This window comes from Bradyrhizobium sp. USDA 3311 (assembly GCF_054062495.1).
This window is the reverse complement of the sequence record NZ_JBSSFI010000001.1, coordinates 1,694,004-1,718,383: the sequence shown is the minus strand read 5'-3', so window position 1 is coordinate 1,718,383 and position 24,380 is coordinate 1,694,004. Positions and strand designations below refer to the sequence as shown.

The window sequence follows — 24,380 nt, the reverse complement described above, 5'->3', positions numbered from 1 at the left end:
GTGAATTAGCCTTTCAACTTTTCGGCAAGCGTGTGCCCGAGGCGGGCGGGCGACGGCGACACTGTAATCCCAGCCGATTTCATCGCGTCGGTCTTGGAACCGGCGTCGCCCTTGCCGCCTGAAATGATCGCGCCGGCATGACCCATGCGGCGGCCGGGAGGGGCGGTGACGCCGGCGATGAAGCCGACCATCGGCTTCTTGCGGCCGCGCTTGGCCTCGTCCTTGAGGAACTGGGCGGCGTCCTCCTCGGCGGAACCGCCGATCTCGCCGATCATGATGATCGATTCCGTCTTGGGGTCGGCGAGCAGCATTTCCAGCACGTCGATGAACTCGGTTCCCTTGACCGGGTCGCCGCCGATGCCGACCGCGGTGGTCTGGCCGAGGCCTTCCTGCGAGGTCTGGAACACGGCTTCATAGGTCAGCGTGCCGGAGCGGGAGACGATGCCGACGCTGCCGGTCTTGAAGATGTTGGCCGGCATGATGCCGATCTTGCATTCGCCGGCGGTCATGACGCCCGGGCAGTTCGGCCCGATCAGGCGGGACTTGGAACCGGCCAGCGAGCGCTTCACGCGGACCATGTCGATGACCGGAATGCCTTCCGTGATGCAGACGATCAGCGGGATCTCGGCGTCGATGGCTTCGCAGATCGCATCGGCCGCGCCCGGCGGCGGCACGTAGATCACCGACGCGTCCGCGCCGGTCTTCTCACGCGCGTCGCGCACGGTGTCGAACACCGGCAGGCCCAGATGCGTCGAGCCGCCTTTGCCCGGCGAAGTGCCGCCGACCATCTTGGTGCCGTAGGCAATCGCGGCCTCCGAATGGAAGGTGCCGTTCTTGCCGGTGAAGCCCTGGCAGATGACCTTGGTGTTCTTGTCGATCAGGATGGACATGAGGTCTGCTTTCGCGAAACTAACGAGTGAGAGGTCAGTGGATGCGGCGGTAGACGCCGGTGAGCACGTCAGCCCAGCCTTCCGCGTCCGGCGAGAACTGGATCTTCAACGAGTAGGAATTGTCGTCGATGATCTCGTAGACGTGGCGCGCATTGCCGCGGAGCGAGCCGCGCACCAGCGTCAGGGTCTTGCCGACCCACCCGCCGGAGGCGGGCGAAGGCGGCGTGTAGCCGAGCGAGTCGTACCAGAACAATTTGTAGGTCCGGTCCTCGCGGTCGAAGGTGAAGATGCCGTGGGTGGCGAAGATCTGCTTGCCGTCGCGCATCTGCACTGAGTCCTGGATCAGGTAGAACCCGTTGAGATCCATGCGCGCGACGGTGTGCGAGGTGGCCGGCCCGCCCGCCGTCCAGCGCGACGGGAAGACCACCTCTTCGCCATCCCATTCGCCGGCGAACGCGGCGAGACGCGCGTGCTCTGCAAGCGGAGATGATGCGGCGAGATGGTCCTGGGCCATGGCGTTAGCCTCCCTTGACGGCCTTCACGATCTTCTGCGCGGCGTCGTCGAGATTGTCGGCCGGCACCACGTTCAGACCGGATTCAAGGATGATCTTCTTGCCGAGCTCGACATTGGTGCCTTCGAGGCGAACCACCAGCGGCACGCTGAGGCCGACCTCGCGCACGGCGGCGGTGACGCCCTCGGCGATCACGTCGCACTTCATGATGCCGCCGAAGATGTTGACCAGGATGCCCTTCACGTTGGGATCGGCGGTGATGATCTTGAAGGCGGCCGCGACCTTCTCCTTGCTGGCGCTGCCGCCGACGTCGAGGAAGTTCGCCGGCGCCATGCCGTAGAGCTTGATGATGTCCATCGTCGCCATGGCGAGACCGGCGCCGTTGACCATGCAGCCGATGTTGCCGTCGAGGGTGACGTAGTTGAGGTCGTACTTGGACGCCTCGATTTCCTTGGCGTCTTCCTCGGTCTCGTCGCGCAGCGCGAGCACCTCGGGATGACGGAACAGCGCGTTGTCGTCGAACGACACCTTGGCGTCGAGCACGCGGAGCTGGCCCTGCTTGGTCACGACCAGCGGGTTGATCTCCAGCATCGACATGTCCTTGGCGACGAAGGCCGCGTAGAGCTGCGCGGTGAGCTTCTCGGCCTGCTTGGCGAGATCGCCCGAGAGCTTCAGCGCGTTGGCGACGGTGCGGCCGTGATGGCCCATGATGCCGGTCGCGGGATCGACCGAGAAGGTGACGATCTTCTCGGGCGTGTTGTGCGCGACGTCCTCGATGTTGACGCCGCCTTCCGTCGACACGACGAAGGAGACGCGCGAGGTCTCGCGGTCGACCAGGATCGAGAGATAGAATTCCTTGTCGATGTCGGAGCCGTCCTCGATGTAGAGGCGGTTGACCTGCTTGCCGGCAGGGCCGGTCTGGATCGTCACGAGCGTCGCGCCGAGCATCTGCTTGGCGAATTCGGAGACCTCGGCGGCCGACTTGGCGATGCGGACACCGCCCTTGTCGCCGGCGGAGGCTTCCTTGAACTTGCCCTTGCCGCGGCCACCGGCATGGATCTGGCTCTTCACCACATAGACCGGACCAGGCAGCGCCTTGGCGGCGGCCTCCGCGTCTGCGGCTTTAAGGACCGGCACGCCCTTGGAGATTGGGACGCCGAACTCGCCCAGCAGCGCTTTGGCCTGATATTCATGGATATTCATATGGTCGCTCCCTGAATCCGCGGGCGGTGACCTCGTAGGCCCACCTCAGTCTTGTGGCTGGCATACCATATACCACAGGAACTGCAACCCGGATTCTTTGACATCGAGATCTTTGGACTGCTGAGCCGGAACCCGCCAGGCCTTCAACAAGAGTTGCTGCCGGGCCCCAGAAGTGAAACCGCCGAAGACCGGTTTTCCGATCTTCGGCAGGATTTGTTTGCGCCTTAGCGGCCGAGAAGATCGGGGGCGATCTTCTTGCAGGCGTCGACCAGGCCCTGCACCGCGCCGACCGACTTGTCGAAGGCCTCGCGGTCCTTGCCGGCGAGCTCGATCTCGACGACGCGCTCGACACCCTTGGAGCCGATCACGACGGGCACGCCGACATACATGTCCTTCACGCCGTATTCGCCGTTGAGGTAGGCGGCGCTGGGCAGCACGCGCTTCTTGTCACGCAGATAGCTCTCGGCCATTGCGATCGCGGAAGCGGCCGGGGCGTAGAAGGCCGAGCCGGTCTTGAGCAGGTTGACGATCTCGGCGCCGCCGTTGCGGGTGCGGTCGACGATCTCGTCGAGGCGCGCCTGCGAGGTCCAGCCCATCTTGACGAGGTCAGGCAGCGGAATGCCGGCGACGGTGGAGTACTTCACCAGCGGCACCATGGTGTCGCCGTGGCCGCCGAGCACGAAGGCGGTGACGTCTTCAACGGAGACGTTGAATTCGTCGGCCAGGAAGTAGCGGAAGCGCGCCGAGTCCAGCACGCCGGCCATGCCGACGACCTTCTTGTGCGGCAGGCCCGAGGCCTTCTGGAGCGCCCACACCATGGCGTCGAGCGGGTTGGTGATGCAGATGACGAAGGCGTCGGGGGCATACTTCTTGATGCCGGCGCCGACCTGCTCCATGACCTTGAGGTTGATGGAGAGGAGATCGTCGCGGCTCATGCCGGGCTTGCGCGGCACGCCGGCGGTGACGATGCAGACCTTGGCGTTGTCGAGCGCCTCGTAGGAGTTCGCGCCGGTGTAGTGGGCGTCAAAGCCGTCGACCGGCGAGGACTGCGCAATGTCGAGCGCCTTGCCCTGCGGCACGCCCTCGGCGATGTCGAACATCACGACGTCGCCCAGTTCTTTCAGGCCGATGAGGTGAGCCAGCGTTCCGCCGATCTGACCGGAGCCAATCAAAGCAATCTTGTCGCGCGCCATGTGAACCTGTCCTTTAGACACGTAAGGAGGGGAAAACTGACAGGGTGGTTATCCCTTTCGCTTCGCCCGTTCAAGTCGGTGGATGCCCAATTGTCGGGCTTGCCGAGATCGCAGCCAGCATACCCCCCGTCCGTCATTCCGGGATGCGCCGACAGGCGCAGGCCCGGAATCCATCGGGCTGCAGAGTTGGTGGCGTGATGGATTCCGGGCTCGCGACTTGGTCGCGCCCCGGAATGACGGCGGAGAAAATGGTGAAATAGGACTTAAGTCTCCACCAGGCCCTTGGTGGAGCCGCTCGCGGTGGAATCCTTGCGGCCGTGAGGCAGCGCCAGATAGGATTCCGAGCTCATTTCGATCAGGCGCGAGGCGGTCCGCTTGAACTCGTTGGCCTCGTTGCCCTCGTCGGCGACGTACAGCGAGATCGGGTTGGCGTCGGCCGAGGCCATCAGCTTCACGGCATTGTCATAGAGCGTATCGATCAGCGTGATGAAGCGCTTGGCGGCGTTGCGCTGGGAGAAGTCCATCACTGGAATATGGTCGACCAGGATGGTGTGATAGTCGTGCGCGAGCCTGAGGTAATCCGATGCGCCGAGCGGCTTCTCGCAGAGATCGGCGAACGAGAACCGCGCCACGCCATGGGCCGAGCACGGCACGTGCAGGATGCGGCCCTTGATCGAAATATCGCGCGACTTGCATTTGGCGCTGCCGCTCATCCGCGACCAGGCGCGGTCGAGGGCTGCGTCCGCATCGCCATCCGCCGGCGTCAGCCACATCGGCACGCCCTGAAGCTTCTCCAGCCGGAAGTCGGTGCGCGCATCGAGCCGCGCCACGTCCATGTGGTCGGTGATCTGCTTGATGAAGGGCAGGAACAGCGAACGGTTGAGGCCGCCCTTGTAGAGATCGTCGGGCGCGACGTTGGAGGTTGCGACCACCACGGTGCCGAGCTCGAACAGCTTTGCGAACAGGCGGCCGAGGATCATCGCGTCCGCGATGTCGGTGACGTGGAATTCGTCGAAGCAGAGCAGCCAGCTCTCCTCGAAGATCGCGTTCGCGGTCAGCGCGATGACGTCGCCGTCGGCGATCTCGCCGCGCGCGATGCTCTGGCGATAGTCGTAGATGCGCTCGTGCACATCGGCCATGAACTCGTGGAAATGCGCGCGGTGCTTGTGCTCGACGGTACTGTGCTGGAAGAACAGGTCCATCAGCATGGTCTTGCCGCGGCCGACCTCGCCATGGATGTAGAGCCCGTGCGGCGCCTCGTCCTTGTCACTGCTGAACAGACGGCTGAGCAGGCCCTGCTTGCGCTGCGGCTTGTAGCTGCCGAGCCGCTGGTCGAGCGCCGCATAGGCTTCGGCGACTTCGGCCTGCGCAGCATCGGGCTCGATCGCGCCGTCGGCGATCTGGGCCTGATAGGCCTCGCGGAATTGGGAACTGGGGGTCGAGAGCATGGCTCTTTACCGCCAGAGACGGACGGAAATTGCAAGCCGTGAATTGGTGTCAGGGGTATGCGAATTTCCTCACTCTCCCCGCAGGCGGGGAGAGGTAAAGACCTACTCACACAGCTCGTAGGCGTCCTCGACCACATACGGTCCGCCGCCGGTCGATGCACGGGACGAGAACAAGACAAAACGTTCGGCCATGAACGCCTTGCTCGGGAAGTAGCCGCGCAGCGACAGATAGTCGGCGACGTCACGGTCGGTGGCGTCGTGCAGTCGCGCCAGCGTGACGTGCGGGATGAACTTGCGTCCCTCCGGATTAAGGCCGATCCGCTGCATCATCCGCTCGAGCTCGGCCTGCAATTCGATCAGCGGCTTGCTCGGCGCGATGGTGGCGACCACCGCGCGCGGCTTGCGGCCGCCGAAGCTCGTCAGCCCCTGCACCTTCACCTCGAACGGTTTGCGGTTGACGCGAAACAGCATCGAGGCGATCTCGTTGGCGGAGACGCCGTCGATATCGCCGATGAAGCGCAAGGTGACGTGATAATTTTCGGGATCGATCCAGCGGGCGCCGGGAAGGCCGCCCCTCAAGTTGGAAAGCGTCTGGCCGATCTCGGCCGGGATTTCCAGACCAGTGAACAAACGCGGCATCGTTTCGCACTCCCGATGCTTGGGTACGGTCCCTTGAAGCAGGACCTTATCCAAATTAGAGCCGGCGACGAATCACCGGTACCCTGATTCCTATCGCAGTTGTGTGACTCTGCGAAGCATCGCGCGGGCCACCCCGTGAAAACCCTGGGAATTAGGGTTAGCGTTGCCTGCTTTTCAACGGCGTTGCTCGCTTATGTTGCGCAGGAATGCCTCCACCGTGGGCATCATGTTGCCGACGATGATGTCCACGCCCGCCGCGGTCGGATGGATGCCGTCGGCCTGGTTGAGCTTGGCGTCGGCCGCAACGCCGTCGAGAAAGAACGGATAGAGCGGCACGTCGAATTGTTTCGCAAGATCCGGATAAATCGAATTGAAGCGGGCGGCGTAGTCGGCGCCGTAATTCGGCGGAGCCAGCATGCCGCACAGCATGACCGGAATCCTGCGCGCCTTCAGCCGCTGGACGATGTCGGTCAGCGCGGTGCGCGTCAGGCCGGGATCGATGCCGCGCAGCGCGTCGTTGGCGCCGAGCTCGACGATCACCCCCTCGGTTCCCTCAGGGACCGACCAGTCGAGCCGGTCGCGGCCGCCGGAGGCGGTGTCGCCGGACACCCCGGCATTGGTCATGCCAACCTCTATGCCTTTGGCCTGCAAGGCTTTTTGAAGTTTCGTGGGGAATGCCTCCTGGGCCGGGAGGCCGAGGCCGGCGCTCAAGGAATCGCCGAGGACCACCAGCTTGATCGGTTTGGCGGCCGGCTGGGCCTGTGCCGACGCATTTGTCGCAATTGTCATCACGGCGAGCACCAACACGGCTATGTGCATGAACAATCCGTAACGCCTCTCGACCGCGCTATCGGAGTTGCCATATGACCGGACCATGGACACTCGCATCGAATCCTCTTCGCTCGCCGGCACCACGCCGGACACCATCGCCATCTCCAACGTCAATCTCTCATTGGGTACGGGCGCGGCACGCGTTCACATCCTCAAGGATATCAGCTTGCGGGTCGCCTCGGGCGAGACGATTGGCCTGATCGGCCCGTCAGGCTCGGGCAAATCCACGCTGCTGATGGTGATGGCGGGGCTGGAGCGTCCTGATAGCGGAGAGGTGGTGGTGAACGGCACGCCTTTCAATGCCCTCGACGAGGACGCGCTCGCCCGCTTCCGCGGCCGCCAGGTCGGCATCGTCTTCCAGTCCTTCCATCTGATCCCGACCATGACGGCGCTGGAGAATGTCGCCGTGCCGCTTGAGCTTGCCGGCAATCCCGAGGCCGCGAAACGCGCGGCGCAGGAGCTGCAATCGGTCGGGCTCGGCGACCGCCTGCATCATTATCCGACGCAGCTTTCCGGCGGCGAGCAGCAGCGCGTCGCGCTCGCGCGCGCGCTGGCGCCCGATCCTGCGATTCTCGTCGCCGACGAGCCGACCGGCAATCTCGACGAGGCAACCGGCAAACAAATCGTCGACCTGCTCTTCACCAAGCATGCCGAGCGCGGCATGACCCTGGTGCTGGTCACGCACGATTCCTCGCTCGCGCATCGCTGCGATCGCGTCATCCGCCTGCGCTCCGGCCGCATCGACACGCAGTCTGCACCGGCATGAGCGCCGCGGCCGAACCGTTCGTGCGGCCCAACGCCGCCGCGTTGTCGCTCCGCTACGCCTTACGCGAATTGCGCGGGGGCCTGCGCGGCTTCTACGTCTTCATCGCCTGCATCGCGCTCGGCGTGATGGCGATCGCCGGCGTCGGCTCGGTGTCGGCGAGCCTCTCCGACGGCCTCGCCCGCGAAGGCCGCACGCTGCTCGGCGGCGACGTCTCCTTCGTGCTGTTCCAGCGCGAGGCCAAGCCCGAGGAAGTCGCCTTCCTGCGTTCGCGCGGCACCGTCTCGACCGCCGCGACCCTGCGCGGCATGGCGCGCTCGGCCGACGGCCAGCTCGCGCTGGTCGAGATGAAGGCGGTCGACGACACCTATCCGATGCTCGGCCAATTGACGCTGGCGCCACAGCTGCCGATGTCCGACATCCTTGCGGAGCGTGACGGCGCGTTCGGCGCGGCTGCCGATCCGACGCTGCTGGCGCGGCTCTCGCTCAAGACCGGCGACCGCGTCACCATCGGCTCGGCGACCTTCCAGATCCGCAGCACGGTCGAAGCCGAGCCCGACAAGCTCGCCGGCGGCATCGGCTTCGGCCCGCGCTTCCTGATCAGCGAGGCGGGCCTGCGGGCCACCGGCCTGATCCAGCCCGGCAGCCTGGTGCGCTGGGTCTACCGGGTGAAGCTGCCCGATACCGCCAACAACGAGCGCGCCACCGACGCCTTCATCGCCGATGCGCGCAACGCCGCGCCGCAGGCCGGCTGGGAAGTCCGCAGCCGCTCCAACGCCTCGCCGCAGCTCGAGCGCAACATCAGCCGCTTCACGCAGTTCCTGACGCTGGTCGGCCTCGCCGCGCTGCTGGTCGGCGGCGTCGGCGTCGCCAACGCGGTGAAGAGCCATATCGACCGGAAGCTCGAGGTGATCGCGGCCTTCAAGGCCGTCGGCGCCACGGGCCGCGACGTGTTCGGCATCTATCTCGCCCAGGTCATCCTGCTGGCCGCGATCGGGTCCGTGATCGGGCTCGCGCTCGGCGCCGCCATGCCCTTCGCCATCGTCGGGCTGTTCGGCAAGCTGCTGCCACTGCCGGTGGTGCCGGCCGTGCATGCCGACGAGCTCGCGCTGTCCTTCGTCTACGGCCTTTTGACCGCGCTCGCCTTCGGCCTGTGGCCGCTCGGACGGGTGCACGACGTGCCGGTCGCCGCACTGTTCCGCGACACCATCAGCTCCGAATGGCACCGGCCGCGCTGGAGCTATCTCGTGTTCATGGGCGTCGTGATCGCCCTGCTCGTCGCGGTCGTGATCGGCCTGTCCTTCGACAAACGCATTGCCGCGGTGTTCGTGGCCTCCTCGGTCGTCGTGTTCGCGCTGCTGCGCGGCATCGCCGCCCTGCTGATGACGATCGCGCGGCGGATGCCGCGGACGCGGCTGCCGATGCTGCGGCTCGCGATCGCCAACATCCACCGGCCGGGCGCGCTGACGCCCTCGGTCGTGCTGTCGCTCGGCCTCGGGCTCGCCGTGCTCGTCACCATCACCCAGATCGACGGCAATCTGCGCCGGCAGTTCCTCGCGGCCCTGCCGGACCAGGCGCCGTCGTTCTTCTTCATCGACATTCCGAGCACGCAGGCCGCGCAGTTCGACGGCTATCTGCGCCAGATCGCGCCCGGCGCCAAGGTCGAGGACGTGCCGATGCTGCGCGGGCGCATCGTCGCCGCACGCGGCGTCCGCGCCGAAGAGCTCAAGCCGACGACCGATTCCGAGTGGGTGCTGCAAAGCGACCGCGGCCTCACCTATACCGGCGAGCTGCCGAAGGGCTCCAAGGTGGTCGAGGGCGAGTGGTGGAGCGCCGACTATTCCGGCCCGCCGCTGGTCTCGATGGAGAAGAAGATCGCCGACGGGCTCGGCCTCAAGCTCGGCGACGAGGTCGTGGTCAACGTGCTCGGCCGCGACATCCCGGCGAAGATCAGCAATCTGCGCAACATCGACTGGCAGGGGCTCGGCATCAATTTCGTCCTGGTGTTCTCGCCGAACGCCTTCAAGGGCGCGCCGCATACCCATATCGCGACGCTGACGGAAGCCGGCAGCAATGCCGAAGGCGACGGCAGGATCATCAAGCAGGTGGCCGACACCTACCCGATGGTGACGAGCGTGCGGGTGCGCGAGGTGATGGAGACGGTCGGCTCGGTCGTGACCAATCTTGCGCTGGCGATCCGCGGCGCCAGCGCCGTGACCCTGATCTCGGCGATCCTGGTGCTCGGCGGGGCGCTCGCGGCCGGCCATCGCCACCGGGTCTACGATGCGGTGATCCTGAAGACGCTGGGCGCGACGCGGTTGCGGCTGCTTGGCGCCTATGCGCTCGAATACCTCCTGATCGGGCTTGCAACCGCGGTCTTCGGCGTGATCGCCGGCAGCATCGCCGCCTGGATGATCGTGACGCGGCTGATGACGCTCAGCTTCGTCTGGCAGGCCGGCAGCGCGGCCGGCGTGGTCGTGGCCGCCCTGGTCGTCACCGTCGGGCTAGGGCTCGCCGGCACGCTCCTGGCGTTGAACAAAAAGCCCGCCACGGTGTTGCGGAATTTGTGACAAAAGGTAGCGGGCCGCCGCGCGGGTGCGGAAACGCACGATTCTTGCGATTAACCACGTCCGCTCGCCAGGATTGCCGGCGAGGGCGACATTCGGCCGCGCGTGGACGGTTGCAGCGAATGTGTTAGTTTCCCACATATCCAATGGGTTCGGACCCCCGATTGTTAGCCAAAATTTAGTCGGCAGACATCGGTATCCGAGATAGAGTTTGACGAACCGGCGGCATGGCGACCCTCATGCCGGACCGGCCAACCAACGGGAATTCGACCATGTCGGACCTAGACCGTAATTACGCTTCTCCTTTCGGCAGGGCCGCCGGGCGTGTTGACGCCGCGACGGTCGATGCCGGCCTGCGCGCCTACATGCTGCGCATCTACAACTACATGAGCATTGGCCTCGCCATCACGGGCCTTGCCGCACTCGGCGTCTACATGGCCGCCGTGACCGACGTTCCGACCCCGGAAGCCGTCCGCGTCGGCAAGCTGTTCCTGACGCCGTTCGGCTATGCGATGTTCGTCAGCCCCCTGAAGTGGCTGTTCATGCTCGCGCCGCTCGCCATGGTGTTCGTGATCTCGGCAGGCATCAACCGTCTGGCGCCCTCGACCGCCCAGATCCTGTTCTGGGTGTTCTCGGCGCTGATGGGCATCTCGCTGTCGTCGATCTTCCTGGTGTTCACGCACACCTCGATCGTGCGGGTGTTCTTCATCACCGCGGCGACCTTCGGTGCGCTCAGCCTCTACGGCTACACCACCAAGCGTGATCTGACCGGGATGGGCTCGTTCCTCTTCATGGGCCTGATCGGCATCATCATCGCGAGCCTGGTGAACCTGTTCCTGGCGAGCTCGATGCTGCAGTTCATCGTGTCGGTGGTCGGCGTGCTGGTGTTCGCGGGCCTCACCGCCTGGGATACCCAGCGGCTGAAGAACGACTACATCTACGGCTACGCTGCGGCCGGCGGTGACATCGCAGAGCGTGCGGCCATCACCGGCGCGCTGTCGCTGTACCTGAACTTCATCAACCTGTTCACGCTGCTCCTGCAGCTCCTCGGCCAGCGCGATTAAGCGATCGGCGAGAGAGTGGACGACACGAACCCCGGCCGAGAGGCCGGGGTTTTTGTTTGAGCCGGTGCCTCCACGAACACCGTCATTGCGAGCGCAGCGAAGCAATCCAGAGTGCTTCCGCGGATGCATTTCTGGATTGCTTCGTCGCAAGGGCTCCTCGCAATGACGGAGTATATGGAAACGATGTTGCCTCTTCCGGCCGCCGCGGGAAGGCTCTAATCTTTCCCCATGTCCGCACCTGAAATCAGGCCCACCCTTGAGGCCGACCTCCCCGCCATCACCGCCATCTACCAGCAGGCTGTCCGCGAGGGCACGGCGACGTTCGAGCTGGAGCCGCCGGATCTTGCCGAGATGACGCGGCGCTACCGCGCGCTGGTCGACGGCGGCTATCCCTATTTCGTCGCCATCCTCGACGGCCGCGTTGCCGGCTACGCCTATGCCGGCGCCTACCGGCCGCGGCCAGCCTATCGCTTCACGGTCGAGAACTCGATCTATCTCGACCCCTCCTTCCACCGCCGCGGCGTCGGCTCGTTGCTGCTGGAGCGGCTGATCGCCGAGTGCGAGGCGCGCGGCTTCCGCCAGATGATCGCGGTGATCGGCGATTCCGCCAATGCCGGCTCGATCGGCGTGCACACCAAGGGCGGCTTCAGGATGATCGGCACGCATCCCAATGTCGGGCTGAAATTCGGCCGCTGGCTCGACACGGTGATGATGCAGCGCGAGCTCGGCGAGGGCGCCAGCACGGTGCCGGGGAAGTAAGCGTTTCTTCATCGTCATTCCGGGGCGCGACGAAGTCGCGAGCCCGGAATCCATAACCACAGGCCGGGGTTATGGATTCCGGGCCTGCGCCTATCGGCGCATCCCGGAATGACGAGAGGAGTTTGCTACACCACGGCCAGCTTGCGATCGATCACCAGCAGCACGCGCTCGAGCTCGTGGCCGCGGCGCAGGATCAGGCCGGTCGCCGAGATCACGCTGTACATGCCCTGCTTGCGCGCGAGGCGCGGGTCCTTCTCGATGCGATAGATCGGCACTTCCGAGGCACGGCGATAGACCGAGAACACCGCACGGTCCTTCAGGAAGTCGATGGCATAGTCGCGCCACTCGCCGTCGGCGACCATGCGGCCGTAGAGATTGAGAATTCGGCGCAGCTCGAGCCGGTTGAAGGTCACCTGGTTCGGCTGCGCATTCGCAGCGGGGGGACGCGCCGCCGCGCGCTGCTCGCTCGGATCGGCATCCTCCGACGTCAGACTCATGGAGCGCCTCCTGATCGCACGGCATGATCGCGTCCGCGAAAACCGTCCCCGGAACCGCGGATCATGACAATCGCATGATTGCGCCAACCGTTCCCCACCGCAAGGGGCTCTCGAGGGCTGTTTGAAGAGCTCTCGGTGCAACCCATTGAACCGGGGGCGAATCGGAACACACGCAACGGTGGAACTCTGTCGCGACGAACCGTCACGGGATCGTTAGCAGGAATCATAGTATCGCCGCTTTTCCGCCCAGCGCCTGCCGCCCTGCACTGCGAAAAGAGCTGTGTGCGTTGACCCGGTCCTTTCGGTTCCGGATTCCTCAGCCCCCAGCCCCCCGGGGTCGACGGGATCGGGTCTGTACGCGCGACAAGGAGGGCCAACGCGAGTTGGTCCTTTTTTGTTTGTGTCGGGATGTTTCTTCCCCCGCTGTCATTCCGGGACGCGCGAAGCGCGGGCCCGGAATCCATCAATCCAAGGTTCCCAGTTGAGAAATGGATTCCGGGCTCGCGCCAAAGAGGCGCGCCCCGGAATGACGAGGGACAAGATTTTTCCGACACGATCTTGCGTACGCTCTCTCCCCTCATCCTTCGCGCGGCGTCCCGAAGGATCGAGGCCCGAGCGGCATCAGCGGGGCCTTTCATGGTTCTCGCGGCGATGCGCAGCATCGTCCGCCGCGCGCGCAAGGGGCGCGCTCCTCACCATGAGGAGATAGAGCCAGACCGCGCATCAGGAAGAATGCGAAGCGTGCGCGTCAGTGCAGCGACGTGTATGCCGCGCCCAGCATCGGGCCGGGTTTCTCGCGGCTGCCGTCCTGGACATAGACCACCGCGCCATCGACGCCGTCGCGCGTGAGGTTCTCGATCGGCACCGTCCAGCTTTCCGGACGACCGTTCCAGTCGCCGACCTTGAGCAGGTTGCGCACCACGTTGTGATAGGTGATCTGCTGTCCGCGATTTTCGCCTTTGGCGATCGCGATCGGCACTGACTTCGCAATCGAGCAGATCCAGACTTCGCCGTGCGAGATCGCCGGCTCCTTGCTCGCGGCCACCGACACGTTGATCTGCTTGCCCGAGAGCGACATCGTCACCGGCACGCTCATCACGCCCATGCCTTTGTCGGTCTTGCCGATCGCACTCTCGATGCCGGCACGATCACTGCCGACGACATGCGTCGAGCCGTTCACCACGACCTGCGGGGTGTAGACCTCGCGGTCGCCGCGCATGCGCGAATAAGCGCGCTGCCGCGCCGAGAAGCGCGAATCCGCCAGCGTGTCCTTCCAGCCGAGATAATCCCAATAATCGATCGGCATGCTCAGCGCGATGATCGAGGGATCGCTGGAGAGATCGCCGATGATCTTGTCGGCGGGCGGGCAGGAGGAGCAGCCCTGCGAGGTGAAGAGCTCAACCACGGCGCGGGGATCAGCCTCAGCGGGACGGATGACGGCGACGATCGCACAGATGCCGAGTGCTCCCGACCAGAAGGCCCCGGACCAACGTGAAATCAGATGAGAAGCCGTCATTGCTGTCATGTCGAACGCCGCACACCGTTGCTCGTGGGAAGGGAAATCTTATCGCCTGATGGTCACCGTAGTCTTACGGGCACGGCACATTCGACCGTCCAGGGCGGAGTTTCCGCCGGGCGGGCCCATCCGAAGCATGCCGCAAACGCGCGAAGGCGGCCTTGTGATAGGCCGCCTTCGTTTAACCTTCTACTCACTTCGCAGTGAGCCACCGTTCACAAATCCGCGCTTAAGCCGCGAGCTTGCGCAGCACGTAGTGCAGGATGCCGCCGTTCCGGTAGTAGTCGAGCTCGTCCAGCGTATCGATGCGGCAAAGCAGCGAAACGCGCTGCAACGAACCGTCGCCGGAGACGATCTCCGCGGTCAGCTTCTGGCGCGGCTTCAGATCGCCGACGAGACCACGCAGCGTGACCTTCTCGTCGCCCTTCAGGCCGAGCGACGACCAGGAGGTGCCTTCCTCGAAGGTCAGCGGCAGCACGCCCATACCGACAAGATTGGAGCGATGGATGCGCTCGAAGCTCTGGCAGATCACCGCGCGCACGCCGAGCAGGCGCGTGCCCTTTGCAGCCCAGTCGCGCGAGGAGCCGTTGCCGTATTCGGCGCCGGCGAACACCACCAGCGGCACCTGCTCCTGCTGGTACTTCATCGCGGCGTCGTAGATCGACATCTGCTCGCCGTCGGGCCAGTGCTTGGTGAGGCCGCCTTCCGGGATGTTGCCGTCGGCGCCCTTGAGCATGAAGTTCTTGATGCGGATGTTGGCGAAGGTGCCGCGCATCATCACTTCATGGTTGCCGCGCCGGGTGCCGTACTGGTTGAAGTCGGCGGGACGCACCTGGTGCTCGCTGAGATACTTGCCCGCGGGCGAGGTGAGCTTGATCGAACCGGCCGGCGAGATGTGGTCGGTGGTGATCTTGTCGCCGAACATGGCGAGGATGCGCGCCTCGACGATGTCGGTGACCGGCTCCGGCTCCTTCTTCATGCCTTCGAAGTAGGGCGGGTTCTGCACGTAGGTCGAGCTCATGTTCCAGCGATAGGTCTCGCTCTCGACGGTCTTGATCTTGCGCCAGTTGGTGTCGCCCTTGAACACGTCGGCATACTTCTTCTTGAAGATCGACGCGGTCACGAACTTCTTCATGAAGGCGTTGATCTCCTTCGACGTCGGCCAGATGTCCTTGAGGTACACCGGCTTGCCGTCCTTGCCTTCACCGAGCGGCTCGACGGCGAGGTTCTTGGTCACGCTACCCGCGAGCGCGTGAGCGACGACCAGCGGCGGCGAGGCCAGATAGTTCGCCTGCACGTCCGGCGAGACGCGGCCTTCGAAGTTGCGGTTACCGGAGAGCACGGCGGCGGCAACGATGCCGTTGTCGTTGATCGACTTCGAGATCTCCTCCGGCAGCGGACCGGAATTGCCGATGCAGGTGGTGCAGCCGAAGCCGACCAGGTTGAAGCCGACCTTGTCGAGGTGGGCCTGGAGGCCGGAATCGGCGAGATAGGCCGCGACCACCTGGCTGCCCGGGGCAAGCGAGGTCTTCACCCACGGCTTGGCCTTGAGGCCCTTCGCCGCGGCATTGCGGGCCAGGAGCCCGGCGCCGATCAGCACGCTCGGGTTCGAGGTGTTGGTGCAGGAGGTGATCGCCGCGATCACGACGTCGCCATGGCCGATCTCGTACTTCTTGCCTTCGACGGCAAAGCGCTTCGCCGGCTCTTCGGTCTTCTTGTACTCATTGGCGAGCGCGACCGAGAAGCCTTCCGCGACCGACGGCAGCGCGATGCGGCCTTCGGGACGCTTCGGACCGGCCATCGACGGCACGACGTCGGCGAGGTCGAGCGTCAGCGTTTCCGTGAACACCGGATCGGCCGACTTGGCGGTGCGGAACAGCCCCTGCGCCTTGGCATAGGCCTGCACCAGCGCAACGCGCGGTGCGGCGCGGCCGGAGGTCTTGAGGTAGTCGATCGCCGCGGCGTCGACCGGGAAGAAGCCGCAGGTCGCGCCATATTCGGGCGCCATGTTGGCGATGGTCGCCTTGTCGGCGACGGAGAGATGATCGAGGCCGGGGCCGAAGAACTCGACGAACTTGCCGACGACGCCGAGCTTGCGCAGCATCTGCGTCACGGTCAGCACGAGGTCGGTCGCGGTGACGCCTTCCTTCATCGCGCCCTTCAGCTTGAAGCCGACGACGTTAGGCAGCAGCATCGACAGCGGCTGGCCGAGCATGCAGGCTTCCGCCTCGATGCCGCCGACGCCCCAGCCGAGCACGGCGAGACCGTTGACCATCGTGGTGTGGGAATCGGTGCCGACCAGCGAGTCGGGATAGGCGACCTCGAAGGTGCCGGTCTTCTTGCCGACCGTCATCTTCTCCTTCTTGGTCCAGACCGTCTGGGAGAGATATTCGAGATTGACCTGGTGGCAGATGCCGGTGCCGGGCGGCACGACGGAGAAGTTCGAGAACGCCGCCTGGCCCCACTTCAGGAACTCGTAGCGCTCCTGGTTCTGCTTGTATTCCTCGGTGACGTTCTTGGCGAAGGCCTTGTTGTCGCCGAAGAAGTTCACGATCACGGAATGGTCGATGACGAGATCGACCGGCACCAGCGGGTTGATCTTCTCGGCATCGCCGCCGAGCTTCTGCATCGCGTTGCGCATCGCGGCGAGATCGACCACCGCGGGCACGCCGGTGAAGTCCTGCATCAGCACGCGCGCCGGGCGGAACGCGATCTCGTGCTCCAGCGACTTCTTGCGCAGCCATTTGGACACCGCGACGATGTCCGCCTTCTTGACCGAGCGGCCGTCCTCATTGCGCAGGAGGTTCTCGAGCAGGACCTTCATCGAATAGGGGAGTTTCGAAATTCCCTTCAGACCATTCTTCTCGGCCGTGGGCAGGCTGTAATAGACATAGGTCTTGGCGCCGACCTTGAGGGTCTTTTTGCATTTGAAGCTGTCGAGCGAGGTCATGTAGGAAATCCCAATTGTTAGTTATACCCGGCAAGGGGTATTTTAACACCGTCAGCGAGTCCGGCTGGGTCGCTTGCAGGGGCAGGTTGAGTTGCTGCATCAAGTAGTTCCGGGCTTATAGAAGCTTTCTAACCGCGCCGCCACCGCCACAAACGTGCCGCAGCAATCCGCGAGCCAAAAATTCCCATGCGCTACCCCAAGTTTTCCTGAGGCCTGGTTTGAACGGGTTGATACGAGGCAAGATGCAGCTTTCCGGACGTGGGGTGATCTGTGTGCGGGGCGGCCGCGAGGTGTTTGCCGGACTCGATTTCGAGGCCGTCTCCGGCGAGGCCGTGGCGGTCGTCGGCCGCAACGGGTCGGGCAAGACATCGCTGCTGCGGCTGATCGCGGGGCTGCTCATTCCGGCTGGCGGGACGATCGCGCTCGATGGCGGCGATGCCGAGCTGACATTGCCTGAGCAATGCCACTATCTCGGCCATCGCGACGCCCTGAAGCCGGCGCTGAGCGTGGCGGAAAATCTGTCATTCTGGGCCGATTTTCTGGGCGGCGAGCGACTTGATGCCCATGAGAGCCTCGCCACGGTCGGGCTCGACCACGCCACCCACCTGCCGGCAGCTTTTCTGTCGGCCGGCCAGCGCCGCCGGCTCTCGCTGGCCCGGTTGCTGACGGTGCGCCGCCCGATCTGGCTCCTGGACGAGCCGACCACGGCGCTGGACGTCGCCGGCCAGGACATGTTCGGCGGCCTGATGCGCGACCATCTCGCCCGCGGCGGCCTGATCATCGCGGCCACCCACATGGCGCTGGGGATCGAATCACGCGAGCTGCGGATCGGGGGTGTGGCATGATTCCGACCGACCCTCAGCTTTTCGAGCGGCAAAGCTCCGCTCTACCCGTTCCCTCCCCCCCTGTGGGGGAGGGTCAGGGAGGGGGGTGCCACACAGGGACCCTCTCGATCTACCGAAGTCCTTCCCTGAACCCAAGCACACCTTTTCCGGGGCCACCCCTCTCCCATAGCCGAAGCTTCGCTTCGGCGTCTCTTAAGAGGACGGCCGCCGGAGGCGGCCTACGCCTCCCCCGCAAGGGGGGAGGGAGCGCAGATTGCCTGTGGCGCGAGTCGGGCTCTTACGATCGTCTCGAAGCCGAAAAGGCAGCCCCATGACCGCCCTGTCCGCCCTCATCCGCCGGGATATCAGGATCGCGCTCCGCGTTGGCGGCGGGGCGCTGATCGGCGTGCTGTTCTTCCTGACCGTGGTGGTGCTGATGCCGTTCGCGGTGGGGCCGGACCTGGCGCTGCTGTCGCGGCTGGGGCCAGCCATTCTCTGGCTGGGCGCGCTGCTGGCGAGCCTGCTGACGCTGGACCGGCTGTTCATGGCCGACCATGAGGACGGCTCGCTCGACCTGATCACGATGAGCCGGACGCCGCTGGAACTCGCCTGCGCGGCGAAAGCGCTGGCGCATTGGCTGGCGGCGGGCCTGCCGCTGATTGTCGCAACCCCCGTGCTCGGGCTCTTGCTCAACCTCGACTTGGTCGCGACCGGCGCGGTGGCCCTGACGCTGCTCGCGGGCACGCCGGCCCTGACCTTTACCGGCATGATCGGCGCCGCGCTGGCGGTGACGCTGCATCGCGGCGGGCTTTTGATGGCGGTTCTGGTGCTGCCGCTGTCGATCCCGGTGCTGATCTTCGGGGTCGCGGCCTCCCAGGCCGTGATCGTCGGTCCCATGTCGTTCGGCGCGCCGTTCTCGATCCTGTGCGCGCTGTCGCTGGTCAGCCTCGTGATCGGCCCCTTCGCCGCGGCGGCGAGCCTGCGGCATGGTCTCGACTGAGATGAGCTCGACTGACCTTGACCCCGATCAACTTTCGCTGCCCGCTTTTATGCTGATTGCGTGAGTGCTGACCTGTGATTATCAGAATACCATGACGCTGATCGACCTCGCCAACCCGACACGGTTCCTCGCGCTGACGGCGCGGGTGTTGCCGTGGCTTGCGGCCGCGACCGTCATCCTGCTCGCGATCGGCCTCTACCAATCCGCGCTAGCGCCCGACGACTACCAGCAGGGCGCGACCGTGAAGATCATGTTCATCCACGTGCCCAACGCCTGGCTGTCGATGTTCGTGTGGGGCGTGATGAGCATCGCCTCGTTGGGCACGCTGGTGTGGCGGCATCCGCTCGCCGACGTCGCCGCGAAGGCGGCAGCTCCCATCGGCGCCGCCTTCACCTTCCTCGCGCTGCTGACCGGCTCGCTGTGGGGCCGGCCGATGTGGGGCACCTATTGGGAATGGGACGCTCGCCTGACCTCGGTGCTGATTCTGTTCCTGATGTATCTCGGCCTGATGGCGCTGTGGCGCGCGGTCGACGATCCCTCGCGCGCGGCGCGCGCTGCCGCGGTGCTGACGCTGGTCGGCGCGATCAACCTGCCCATCATCAAGTTCTCGGTCGACTGGTGGAACACGCTGCACCAGCCGGCCTCGGTGATGCGCATGGGCGGTTCGTCGCTCGACAAATCGTTCCTGATTCCGCTGCTGGTGATGGCGATCGCGTTCACCCTGCTGTTCGTCACGCTGCACCTGGCGGCGATGCGCAACGAGATCCTGCGCCGCCGTGTCCGCTCGCTGCAGATGATGCAGGCGAGCCGCATGGCGTTTTCGAGCGAAATGGGCGCCGGTTCGCGTCAAAACAACGCGTCAAACGAAGTCGGGGCCGCATGATCATGTCGCTCGGTCCCTATGCCTCCTTCATCGTGACGTCCTATGCCGCAGCCGCGCTCGTGGTCGCGATCCTGATCGGCTGGATCGCGACCGACTATCACAGCCAGACCCGCCGCCTGCGCGACCTCGACCGCAGCGGCATCACCCGCCGCTCGGGGCGCAGCGCGATGGATCGGCCATGAGCGAGCAGTCGACTTCCGCGAACCCGCAGCGCCGCACCTTCCTGATGGTGCTGCCGCTGATCGCCTTCATCGGCCTGGCGCTGCTGTTTTGGTTCCGGCTCGGCAGCGGCGATCCTTCGCGGATTCCCTCCGCGCTGATCGGACGGCCGGCGCCGCAGACCGCCCTGCCGCCGCTCGAGGGATTGCAGGCCGACAACGTCCAGGTGCCGGGTCTCGATCCCGCCGCGTTCAAGGGCAAGGTCAGCCTTGTCAACGTCTGGGCCTCCTGGTGCGTACCCTGCCATGACGAGGCGCCGCTTCTGACCGAGCTGGGGAAAGACAAGCGCTTCCAGCTCGTCGGCATCAACTACAAGGACGCGGCCGACAACGCCCGCCGCTTCCTCGGCCGCTACGGCAACCCGTTCGGCCGCGTCGGCGTGGATGCCAACGGCCGCGCCTCGATCGAATGGGGCGTCTATGGCGTGCCGGAGACCTTCGTCGTCGGACGTGAGGGCACCATCGTCTACAAGCTGGTCGGCCCGATTACGCCGGATAATCTGCGGAGCGTGCTGCTGCCGCAGATGGAGAAGGCGCTGAAGTAGTTACTGTCATTCCGGGGCGGCTCGCAGAGCCGAACTATGGTGCGCACTTGCGCACCTGAGAATCTCGAGATTCCGGGTTCACGCTTCGCGTGCCCCGGAATGACATTAAACAGTCACCCCTTCCTCACATCCCCCGCATCCGCCTCGCTCGCTTCCAGCGAGACCGGCTCGAGGTGATAGCGCTTGGTCAGCGGCATCTGGGCGATGGCGAAGATCATCGTGATCGGCGTCACGCCGAACACCTTGAAGTTCACCCAGAAATCCGTGCTCTGGGTGCGCCAGACAATCTCGTTCAGCACCGCCATGCCGGCGAAGAACAGCGCCCAGCGCAGCGTCAGGATGCGCCAGCCCTGCGGCGTGAGGTTGAACATCTGGTCGAACATCACGGCGATGAAGGAGCGGCCGAACAGCAGGCCGCCGCCGAGGATGGCGGCGAACAGGCCGTAGATGATGGTCGGCTTGACCTTGATGAAGGTCTCGTCGTGCAGCACCAGCGTCAGCGTGCCGAACACCAGCACGATCACGCCCGTCACGATCGCCATGATCGGGATATGGCGCGTCACCACATAGGAGGCGATCATCGCCGCGACGATCGCGACCATGAAGGCGCCGGTCGCGGCGAACAGATTGAACTTCGCATTCACGAAGAAGAAGACGAGCAGCGGACCGAGTTCGGTCGCAAGCTTGAACAGCGGATGCGGCTGGGTCTTGTCCATTCCCTGACTTTCGTTGATGTCATCCCCCGCGAATGCGGGGGATCCAGTATTCCGTGGCACCTGTGATCGACAACCGGCGGCGCGGCGTACTGGATGCCCCGCCTGCGCGGGGCATGACGAAAGAAACCTATGACTCGATTCCGGCGATCGCACGGGCGAAATCGCGCGCGGTGAACGGCGCGAGATCGTCGACGCCTTCGCCGACGCCGATGAAATGCACCGGCAGTTTGAATTTCTCCGCGAGCGCCACCAGGATGCCGCCGCGCGCCGTGCCGTCGAGCTTGGTCATCACGAGGCCGGTGACGCCGGCGGTGCGATGGAAGGCCTCGACCTGCGACAGCGCGTTCTGGCCGACGGTGGCGTCGAGCACAAGCAGCACCGCATGCGGCGCAGTGTCGTCCACCTTGCGGATGACACGCACGACCTTTTCGAGCTCGTTCATCAGCTCGGCCTTGTTCTGAAGCCGCCCGGCGGTGTCGATCAGGAGCACGTCGGTTTTCTGCTCCTTCGCCGCCGTCAGCGCGTTGAAGGCGAGGCTCGCCGAGTCGGAGCCTTGCGTGCCCGCGATGACCGGTGTTTTCGTACGCTCACCCCAGACCTTGAGCTGCTCGATGGCTGCCGCGCGAAAAGTGTCGCCGGCGGCCAGCATCACCTTGCGGCCTTCGGAGGCGAATTTTTGCGAGAGCTTGCCGATGGTGGTGGTCTTGCCGGAGCCGTTGACGCCGACGACGAGGATGACGAACGGCTTCCTGGCCGCATCGATCTCGAGCGGCTTCGCCACCGGCGCCAGCACCTTCTCGACCTCGGTCGCAACGACGTCCTTGACCTCGTCGGCCGAGATCGCCTTGTCGTAGCGCCCGGTGCCGACGGCGTCCGCGATGCGCACCGCGACGGATGTGCCGAGGTCGGCGCGCAGCAGCACGTCCTCGATGTCGTCGAGCATGGCGCGGTCGAGCTTGCGCTTGGTGACGAGGTCGGCGACCGCGGTCCCGAGCGAGGACGAGGTGCGCTTCAGCCCGTTGGACAGGCGGCGCCACCAGCTCAGCTTGGGGGGATCTGACGTGGTATCGTTCATGATGCTCGTGCCGACGATTTGAAGTTCCTACTCTCTTGCCGCAAGTCCGGTTAGGAACTTCAAATCGAAGAGCGGCACGAGAAAATATTGTTGCCAGTGCGGCCCTGGATTTGGCATTCGCTTCACATTTCGCGGCAGCCGCTGAGCGAATGCCAAATCCACCGCACTGGTGTGTTAGCCGTTCCGGCTCCCAAACGAAAGTCTTGACCGAAAGTCCTGCCATTGCTCGATGTTCCCGAACTGACCGCCGACGAAATCCTGGGCCGCGTGCTCCATCGCGACGGATTGATGCTGGTCATCGACAAGCCGGCCGGTCTGCCGGTGCATCGCGGCCCCAAGGGCGGCGCCAATCTGGAGGCATCCTTCGACGCGCTCCGTTTCGGCCTGCCGCGGCCGCCGGTGCTGGCCCACCGGCTGGACAAGGACACCTCCGGTTGCCTCATCCTCGGCCGCCATCGCAAGGCGACCGCCTCGCTCGGCCTGCTGTTCAAGCACGGCAAGATCGGCAAGACCTACTGGACCGTGGTCGAAGGCGGGCCCGCCGAGGACGAAGGCACCATCGATATGCCGCTCGGCCGGCTCAATGCCGAGCGCGGCTGGTGGCAGAAGCCCGATCCCGAAGGCCAGAAGGCGATCACCAACTGGAAGGTGATGGGCCGGGGTGACGGTTTCACCTGGCTCGCCATGGAACCGGTGACGGGGCGGACCCATCAATTGCGGGTGCATTCGGCCGCGACCGGCTGGCCGATCTTCGGCGATAACATTTACGGCAACGGCCCGCGCTTCGGCGAGCCGAAGCTGCACCTGCACTCCCGCGAGATCGTAGTGCCGATCTCCCGGAACAAGGAGCCGGTCCGCGTGGTGGCCCCGGCCCCGCCGCACATGCACGAAAAACTGCGCGCCTGCGGGTGGAATGGGGAATAGGTGCCGTTCACCTCTCCCGCTTGCGGGAGAGGGAGCGCAGCGCCGCCGCGGCAGCACTTCGTTCTCCTCGGCCATGGTTTACGAAACGTTCAGGGCTCGCCTCTAATGATAGCGGTCGCTTAGAACAAGCTTCCGTCAATCCGCTCAGGACGAGCCGCGCGTCATGTCCAAGGCCGAGCTATCGATCATCGACGAGGTCGAATCCGCACTTCGGATTGGCTCGGCGGAAAAGGGCCTGGAGACGGCCCGCCGCGTCACCGACCTGTTCCTGTCCTCCGCCGGCAGTTTTGACGACGAGCAGATCGCGCTGTTCGACGAGGTGCTCGAGCGCCTGATCGGCACCATCGAGCTCCGCGCCATCGCCGACATGGGCGCACGCGTGGCGCTGGCCGAGATCAGCGCGCAGCTTGCGCCGATCGCACAGGCGCCGCCCTCCGTCATCCGCCGCCTCGCCAACAATGACGAGATCCGCATCGCCGGACCCGTGCTCCAGGAATCCGCGCGCCTCGACGACGGCGAGCTGGTGAAGATCGCATCATCCAAGGGCGAACCGCATCTGCTCGCAGTCGCCGGGCGCTGGTGGCTGAAGGAGATCGTCACCGACGCGCTGCTGGCGCGCCGCTATCCCAGTGTCAGCCGGCGGCTTGCCGCCAATCCGGGCGCACGCGTCTCCGGAAACGGATTTGCCGTCATCGTCGGACAGGCGGAGAGCGATCCGGAGCTCGCCGTCAGCGTCGGCGTCCGCGTCGATCTGCCATCGGAGCTGCGCCGCCAGTTGCTGCGCTCGGCGACGGACACGGTTCGCACCCGCCTGCTGTCGCGCGCGCCGCCGCATCTGTTCGAGGAAATCCAGAGCGCGATCGCCGCCGTTACCGCCGGCGTCACGCGCGAGATGTCCGGTGTCCGCGATTTCGAAGGCGCCAAGCGCGCCATCGCAGGTCTCAAGGCATCCGGCCAGCTCAACGAGGCGACGCTGTTCAGCTTTGCCAAGCAGCGGCGCTATGAAGAAACCGTCGCGGCGCTGGCGGTGTTGTCGCAATCCACCGTCGAGGTGATTCGCCCGTTGATGCAGAGCCTGCGCGAGGACGGCCTGCTGGTGCCGTGCAAGGCGGCGCAGCTCAGCTGGGAGACCACCGCCGCCGTGCTCGAAAGCCGCTTCGCCACCGGCGCGATGAAGCCGGCGGATCTTGCGAGAGCGCAGGGGCATTACGCACGAATGACGCCGGAGAACGCGCGGCGCACGCTGCGGTTCTGGCAGGTGCGGGCGTCGTAGCGGAGCGGGTTTGAGGCGCGCTGCGGGCCACGCCCTCCGCTGTCGTCCTGGCGAAAGCCAGGACCGATAACCACCGAATTCAATTTGGCG

At 65.2% G+C, this 24,380-nt stretch carries 23 protein-coding genes; 11 read left to right on the top strand and 12 right to left on the bottom strand.

Annotation, left to right across the window (positions count from 1 at the left end; translation table 11 throughout):
• Nucleotides 1–5: 5 nt before the first annotated feature.
• From sucD to ACVWW6_RS08130, 7 genes are all read right to left on the bottom strand, one after another.
• On the bottom strand, nucleotides 6–890 hold the full coding sequence (gene sucD / locus ACVWW6_RS08160; RefSeq protein WP_011083285.1) for a succinate--CoA ligase subunit alpha: 885 nt from the start codon (nucleotides 888–890) through the stop codon (nucleotides 6–8).
• A 34-nt stretch (nucleotides 891–924) separates the two neighbouring features.
• Nucleotides 925–1,404: a DUF1579 domain-containing protein gene (locus ACVWW6_RS08155; protein WP_011083286.1), complete on the bottom strand. Its 480-nt coding sequence runs from the start codon at nucleotides 1,402–1,404 to the stop codon at nucleotides 925–927.
• A 4-nt stretch (nucleotides 1,405–1,408) separates the two neighbouring features.
• Nucleotides 1,409–2,605, bottom strand: coding sequence for an ADP-forming succinate--CoA ligase subunit beta (gene sucC / locus ACVWW6_RS08150; protein WP_456680489.1), 1,197 nt, complete (start codon nucleotides 2,603–2,605; stop codon nucleotides 1,409–1,411).
• Nucleotides 2,606–2,829: 224 nt separating this feature from the next.
• Complete coding sequence (gene mdh, locus ACVWW6_RS08145; RefSeq protein ID WP_008145224.1) at nucleotides 2,830–3,798, bottom strand: malate dehydrogenase; 969 nt, start codon at nucleotides 3,796–3,798, stop codon at nucleotides 2,830–2,832.
• 263 nt (nucleotides 3,799–4,061) lie between these two features.
• A complete protein-coding gene (zapE, locus tag ACVWW6_RS08140) occupies nucleotides 4,062–5,246 on the bottom strand; it encodes a cell division protein ZapE (RefSeq protein WP_456680488.1) in 1,185 nt (394 codons plus the stop codon).
• 102 nt (nucleotides 5,247–5,348) lie between these two features.
• On the bottom strand, nucleotides 5,349–5,885 hold the full coding sequence (thpR, locus tag ACVWW6_RS08135) for an RNA 2',3'-cyclic phosphodiesterase (RefSeq protein WP_011083289.1): 537 nt from the start codon (nucleotides 5,883–5,885) through the stop codon (nucleotides 5,349–5,351).
• Nucleotides 5,886–6,059: 174 nt separating this feature from the next.
• Nucleotides 6,060–6,704, bottom strand: a complete 645-nt coding sequence (locus tag ACVWW6_RS08130) for an arylesterase (protein WP_060912819.1) — start codon at nucleotides 6,702–6,704, stop codon at nucleotides 6,060–6,062.
• A 55-nt stretch (nucleotides 6,705–6,759) separates the two neighbouring features.
• Here ACVWW6_RS08130 and ACVWW6_RS08125 point away from each other — a divergent pair, with 55 nt between their 5' ends.
• The 4 genes from ACVWW6_RS08125 to ACVWW6_RS08110 all read left to right on the top strand — a co-directional run bounded on the left by ACVWW6_RS08125 (nucleotide 6,760) and on the right by ACVWW6_RS08110 (nucleotide 11,869).
• Complete coding sequence (locus ACVWW6_RS08125; protein ID WP_060909711.1) at nucleotides 6,760–7,482, top strand: ABC transporter ATP-binding protein; 723 nt, start codon at nucleotides 6,760–6,762, stop codon at nucleotides 7,480–7,482.
• On the top strand, nucleotides 7,479–10,049 hold the full coding sequence (locus ACVWW6_RS08120; RefSeq protein ID WP_456680487.1) for an ABC transporter permease: 2,571 nt from the start codon (nucleotides 7,479–7,481) through the stop codon (nucleotides 10,047–10,049). Before ACVWW6_RS08125 ends, ACVWW6_RS08120 begins: the two co-directional genes overlap by 4 nt.
• 269 nt (nucleotides 10,050–10,318) lie before the next feature.
• Nucleotides 10,319–11,110, top strand: coding sequence for a Bax inhibitor-1/YccA family protein (locus ACVWW6_RS08115; RefSeq protein WP_028174871.1), 792 nt, complete (start codon nucleotides 10,319–10,321; stop codon nucleotides 11,108–11,110).
• A 228-nt stretch (nucleotides 11,111–11,338) separates the two neighbouring features.
• Nucleotides 11,339–11,869, top strand: a complete 531-nt coding sequence (locus ACVWW6_RS08110; RefSeq protein WP_028174872.1) for a GNAT family N-acetyltransferase — start codon at nucleotides 11,339–11,341, stop codon at nucleotides 11,867–11,869.
• Between the two features lie 125 nt (nucleotides 11,870–11,994).
• On the opposite strand, the gene ACVWW6_RS08105 is transcribed toward ACVWW6_RS08110, so the two are convergent.
• The 3 genes from ACVWW6_RS08105 to acnA form a co-directional block, all read right to left on the bottom strand.
• Nucleotides 11,995–12,366: a DUF2794 domain-containing protein gene (locus tag ACVWW6_RS08105; protein ID WP_011083295.1), complete on the bottom strand. Its 372-nt coding sequence runs from the start codon at nucleotides 12,364–12,366 to the stop codon at nucleotides 11,995–11,997.
• Nucleotides 12,367–13,114: 748 nt separating this feature from the next.
• On the bottom strand, nucleotides 13,115–13,891 hold the full coding sequence (locus ACVWW6_RS08100; RefSeq protein WP_011083296.1) for a DUF1223 domain-containing protein: 777 nt from the start codon (nucleotides 13,889–13,891) through the stop codon (nucleotides 13,115–13,117).
• Nucleotides 13,892–14,111: 220 nt separating this feature from the next.
• A complete protein-coding gene (gene acnA, locus ACVWW6_RS08095; RefSeq protein ID WP_011083297.1) occupies nucleotides 14,112–16,832 on the bottom strand; it encodes an aconitate hydratase AcnA in 2,721 nt (906 codons plus the stop codon).
• A gap of 242 nt (nucleotides 16,833–17,074) precedes the next feature.
• On the opposite strand from acnA, the gene ccmA reads away from it, so the two are divergent.
• The 5 genes from ccmA (at nucleotide 17,075) to ACVWW6_RS08070 (ending at nucleotide 20,302) form a co-directional block, all read left to right on the top strand.
• Nucleotides 17,075–17,677 (top strand): heme ABC exporter ATP-binding protein CcmA, encoded by a 603-nt coding sequence (gene ccmA, locus ACVWW6_RS08090; protein WP_028174874.1) that lies wholly within the window; start codon nucleotides 17,075–17,077, stop codon nucleotides 17,675–17,677.
• Between the two features lie 310 nt (nucleotides 17,678–17,987).
• On the top strand, nucleotides 17,988–18,656 hold the full coding sequence (gene ccmB / locus ACVWW6_RS08085) for a heme exporter protein CcmB (RefSeq protein WP_456680486.1): 669 nt from the start codon (nucleotides 17,988–17,990) through the stop codon (nucleotides 18,654–18,656).
• Between the two features lie 91 nt (nucleotides 18,657–18,747).
• On the top strand, nucleotides 18,748–19,539 hold the full coding sequence (locus tag ACVWW6_RS08080) for a heme ABC transporter permease (protein WP_011083300.1): 792 nt from the start codon (nucleotides 18,748–18,750) through the stop codon (nucleotides 19,537–19,539).
• Nucleotides 19,536–19,721: a heme exporter protein CcmD gene (gene ccmD, locus ACVWW6_RS08075; protein WP_304549637.1), complete on the top strand. Its 186-nt coding sequence runs from the start codon at nucleotides 19,536–19,538 to the stop codon at nucleotides 19,719–19,721. Before ACVWW6_RS08080 ends, ccmD begins: the two co-directional genes overlap by 4 nt.
• A complete protein-coding gene (locus ACVWW6_RS08070) occupies nucleotides 19,718–20,302 on the top strand; it encodes a DsbE family thiol:disulfide interchange protein (RefSeq protein ID WP_011083302.1) in 585 nt (194 codons plus the stop codon). The genes ccmD and ACVWW6_RS08070 overlap by 4 nt, the downstream gene beginning before the upstream one ends.
• A 113-nt stretch (nucleotides 20,303–20,415) precedes the next feature.
• Here the strand turns inward: ACVWW6_RS08070 and ACVWW6_RS08065 are convergent, their stop codons facing one another.
• Both ACVWW6_RS08065 and ftsY read right to left on the bottom strand, forming a co-directional pair.
• Entirely contained in the window at nucleotides 20,416–21,018 is a 603-nt protein-coding gene (locus tag ACVWW6_RS08065) for a septation protein A (RefSeq protein ID WP_011083303.1), read from the bottom strand.
• Nucleotides 21,019–21,145: 127 nt separating this feature from the next.
• Complete coding sequence (ftsY, locus tag ACVWW6_RS08060; protein WP_011083304.1) at nucleotides 21,146–22,093, bottom strand: signal recognition particle-docking protein FtsY; 948 nt, start codon at nucleotides 22,091–22,093, stop codon at nucleotides 21,146–21,148.
• 222 nt (nucleotides 22,094–22,315) lie between these two features.
• On the opposite strand from ftsY, the gene ACVWW6_RS08055 reads away from it, so the two are divergent.
• Together ACVWW6_RS08055 and ACVWW6_RS08050 are read left to right on the top strand one after the other, a co-directional pair.
• Nucleotides 22,316–23,017 carry an RluA family pseudouridine synthase gene (locus tag ACVWW6_RS08055; RefSeq protein WP_028174878.1) on the top strand — a complete coding sequence of 234 codons (702 nt, stop codon included), beginning with the start codon at nucleotides 22,316–22,318 and terminating at the stop codon, nucleotides 23,015–23,017.
• A gap of 163 nt (nucleotides 23,018–23,180) precedes the next feature.
• On the top strand, nucleotides 23,181–24,290 hold the full coding sequence (locus tag ACVWW6_RS08050; protein WP_161532729.1) for a DUF2336 domain-containing protein: 1,110 nt from the start codon (nucleotides 23,181–23,183) through the stop codon (nucleotides 24,288–24,290).
• The last annotated feature ends 90 nt before the right edge of the window (nucleotides 24,291–24,380 follow it).

Excerpts from the sequence above, each read along its gene's own strand:
- acnA (WP_011083297.1), bottom strand. The coding sequence starts at position 16,832 with ATGACCTCGCTCGACAGCTTCAAATGCAAAAAGACCCTCAAGGTCGGC.
- sucC (WP_456680489.1), bottom strand. The coding sequence starts at position 2,605 with ATGAATATCCATGAATATCAGGCCAAAGCGCTGCTGGGCGAGTTCGGC.
- ACVWW6_RS08065 (WP_011083303.1), bottom strand. The coding sequence starts at position 21,018 with ATGGACAAGACCCAGCCGCATCCGCTGTTCAAGCTTGCGACCGAACTC.
- ACVWW6_RS08115 (WP_028174871.1), top strand. The coding sequence starts at position 10,319 with ATGTCGGACCTAGACCGTAATTACGCTTCTCCTTTCGGCAGGGCCGCC.
- ccmA (WP_028174874.1), top strand. The coding sequence starts at position 17,075 with ATGCAGCTTTCCGGACGTGGGGTGATCTGTGTGCGGGGCGGCCGCGAG.
- ACVWW6_RS08125 (WP_060909711.1), top strand. The coding sequence starts at position 6,760 with ATGGACACTCGCATCGAATCCTCTTCGCTCGCCGGCACCACGCCGGAC.
- sucD (WP_011083285.1), bottom strand. The coding sequence starts at position 890 with ATGTCCATCCTGATCGACAAGAACACCAAGGTCATCTGCCAGGGCTTC.
- ACVWW6_RS08130 (WP_060912819.1), bottom strand. The coding sequence starts at position 6,704 with ATGCACATAGCCGTGTTGGTGCTCGCCGTGATGACAATTGCGACAAAT.
- ACVWW6_RS08080 (WP_011083300.1), top strand. The coding sequence starts at position 18,748 with ATGACGCTGATCGACCTCGCCAACCCGACACGGTTCCTCGCGCTGACG.
- ACVWW6_RS08105 (WP_011083295.1), bottom strand. The coding sequence starts at position 12,366 with ATGAGTCTGACGTCGGAGGATGCCGATCCGAGCGAGCAGCGCGCGGCG.
- thpR (WP_011083289.1), bottom strand. The coding sequence starts at position 5,885 with ATGCCGCGTTTGTTCACTGGTCTGGAAATCCCGGCCGAGATCGGCCAG.
- ACVWW6_RS08050 (WP_161532729.1), top strand. The coding sequence starts at position 23,181 with ATGTCCAAGGCCGAGCTATCGATCATCGACGAGGTCGAATCCGCACTT.
- ACVWW6_RS08070 (WP_011083302.1), top strand. The coding sequence starts at position 19,718 with ATGAGCGAGCAGTCGACTTCCGCGAACCCGCAGCGCCGCACCTTCCTG.
- ACVWW6_RS08100 (WP_011083296.1), bottom strand. The coding sequence starts at position 13,891 with ATGACAGCAATGACGGCTTCTCATCTGATTTCACGTTGGTCCGGGGCC.
- mdh (WP_008145224.1), bottom strand. The coding sequence starts at position 3,798 with ATGGCGCGCGACAAGATTGCTTTGATTGGCTCCGGTCAGATCGGCGGA.
- ccmB (WP_456680486.1), top strand. The coding sequence starts at position 17,988 with ATGACCGCCCTGTCCGCCCTCATCCGCCGGGATATCAGGATCGCGCTC.
- ACVWW6_RS08120 (WP_456680487.1), top strand. The coding sequence starts at position 7,479 with ATGAGCGCCGCGGCCGAACCGTTCGTGCGGCCCAACGCCGCCGCGTTG.
- ftsY (WP_011083304.1), bottom strand. The coding sequence starts at position 22,093 with ATGAACGATACCACGTCAGATCCCCCCAAGCTGAGCTGGTGGCGCCGC.
- zapE (WP_456680488.1), bottom strand. The coding sequence starts at position 5,246 with ATGCTCTCGACCCCCAGTTCCCAATTCCGCGAGGCCTATCAGGCCCAG.
- ccmD (WP_304549637.1), top strand. The coding sequence starts at position 19,536 with ATGATCATGTCGCTCGGTCCCTATGCCTCCTTCATCGTGACGTCCTAT.
- ACVWW6_RS08155 (WP_011083286.1), bottom strand. The coding sequence starts at position 1,404 with ATGGCCCAGGACCATCTCGCCGCATCATCTCCGCTTGCAGAGCACGCG.
- ACVWW6_RS08110 (WP_028174872.1), top strand. The coding sequence starts at position 11,339 with ATGTCCGCACCTGAAATCAGGCCCACCCTTGAGGCCGACCTCCCCGCC.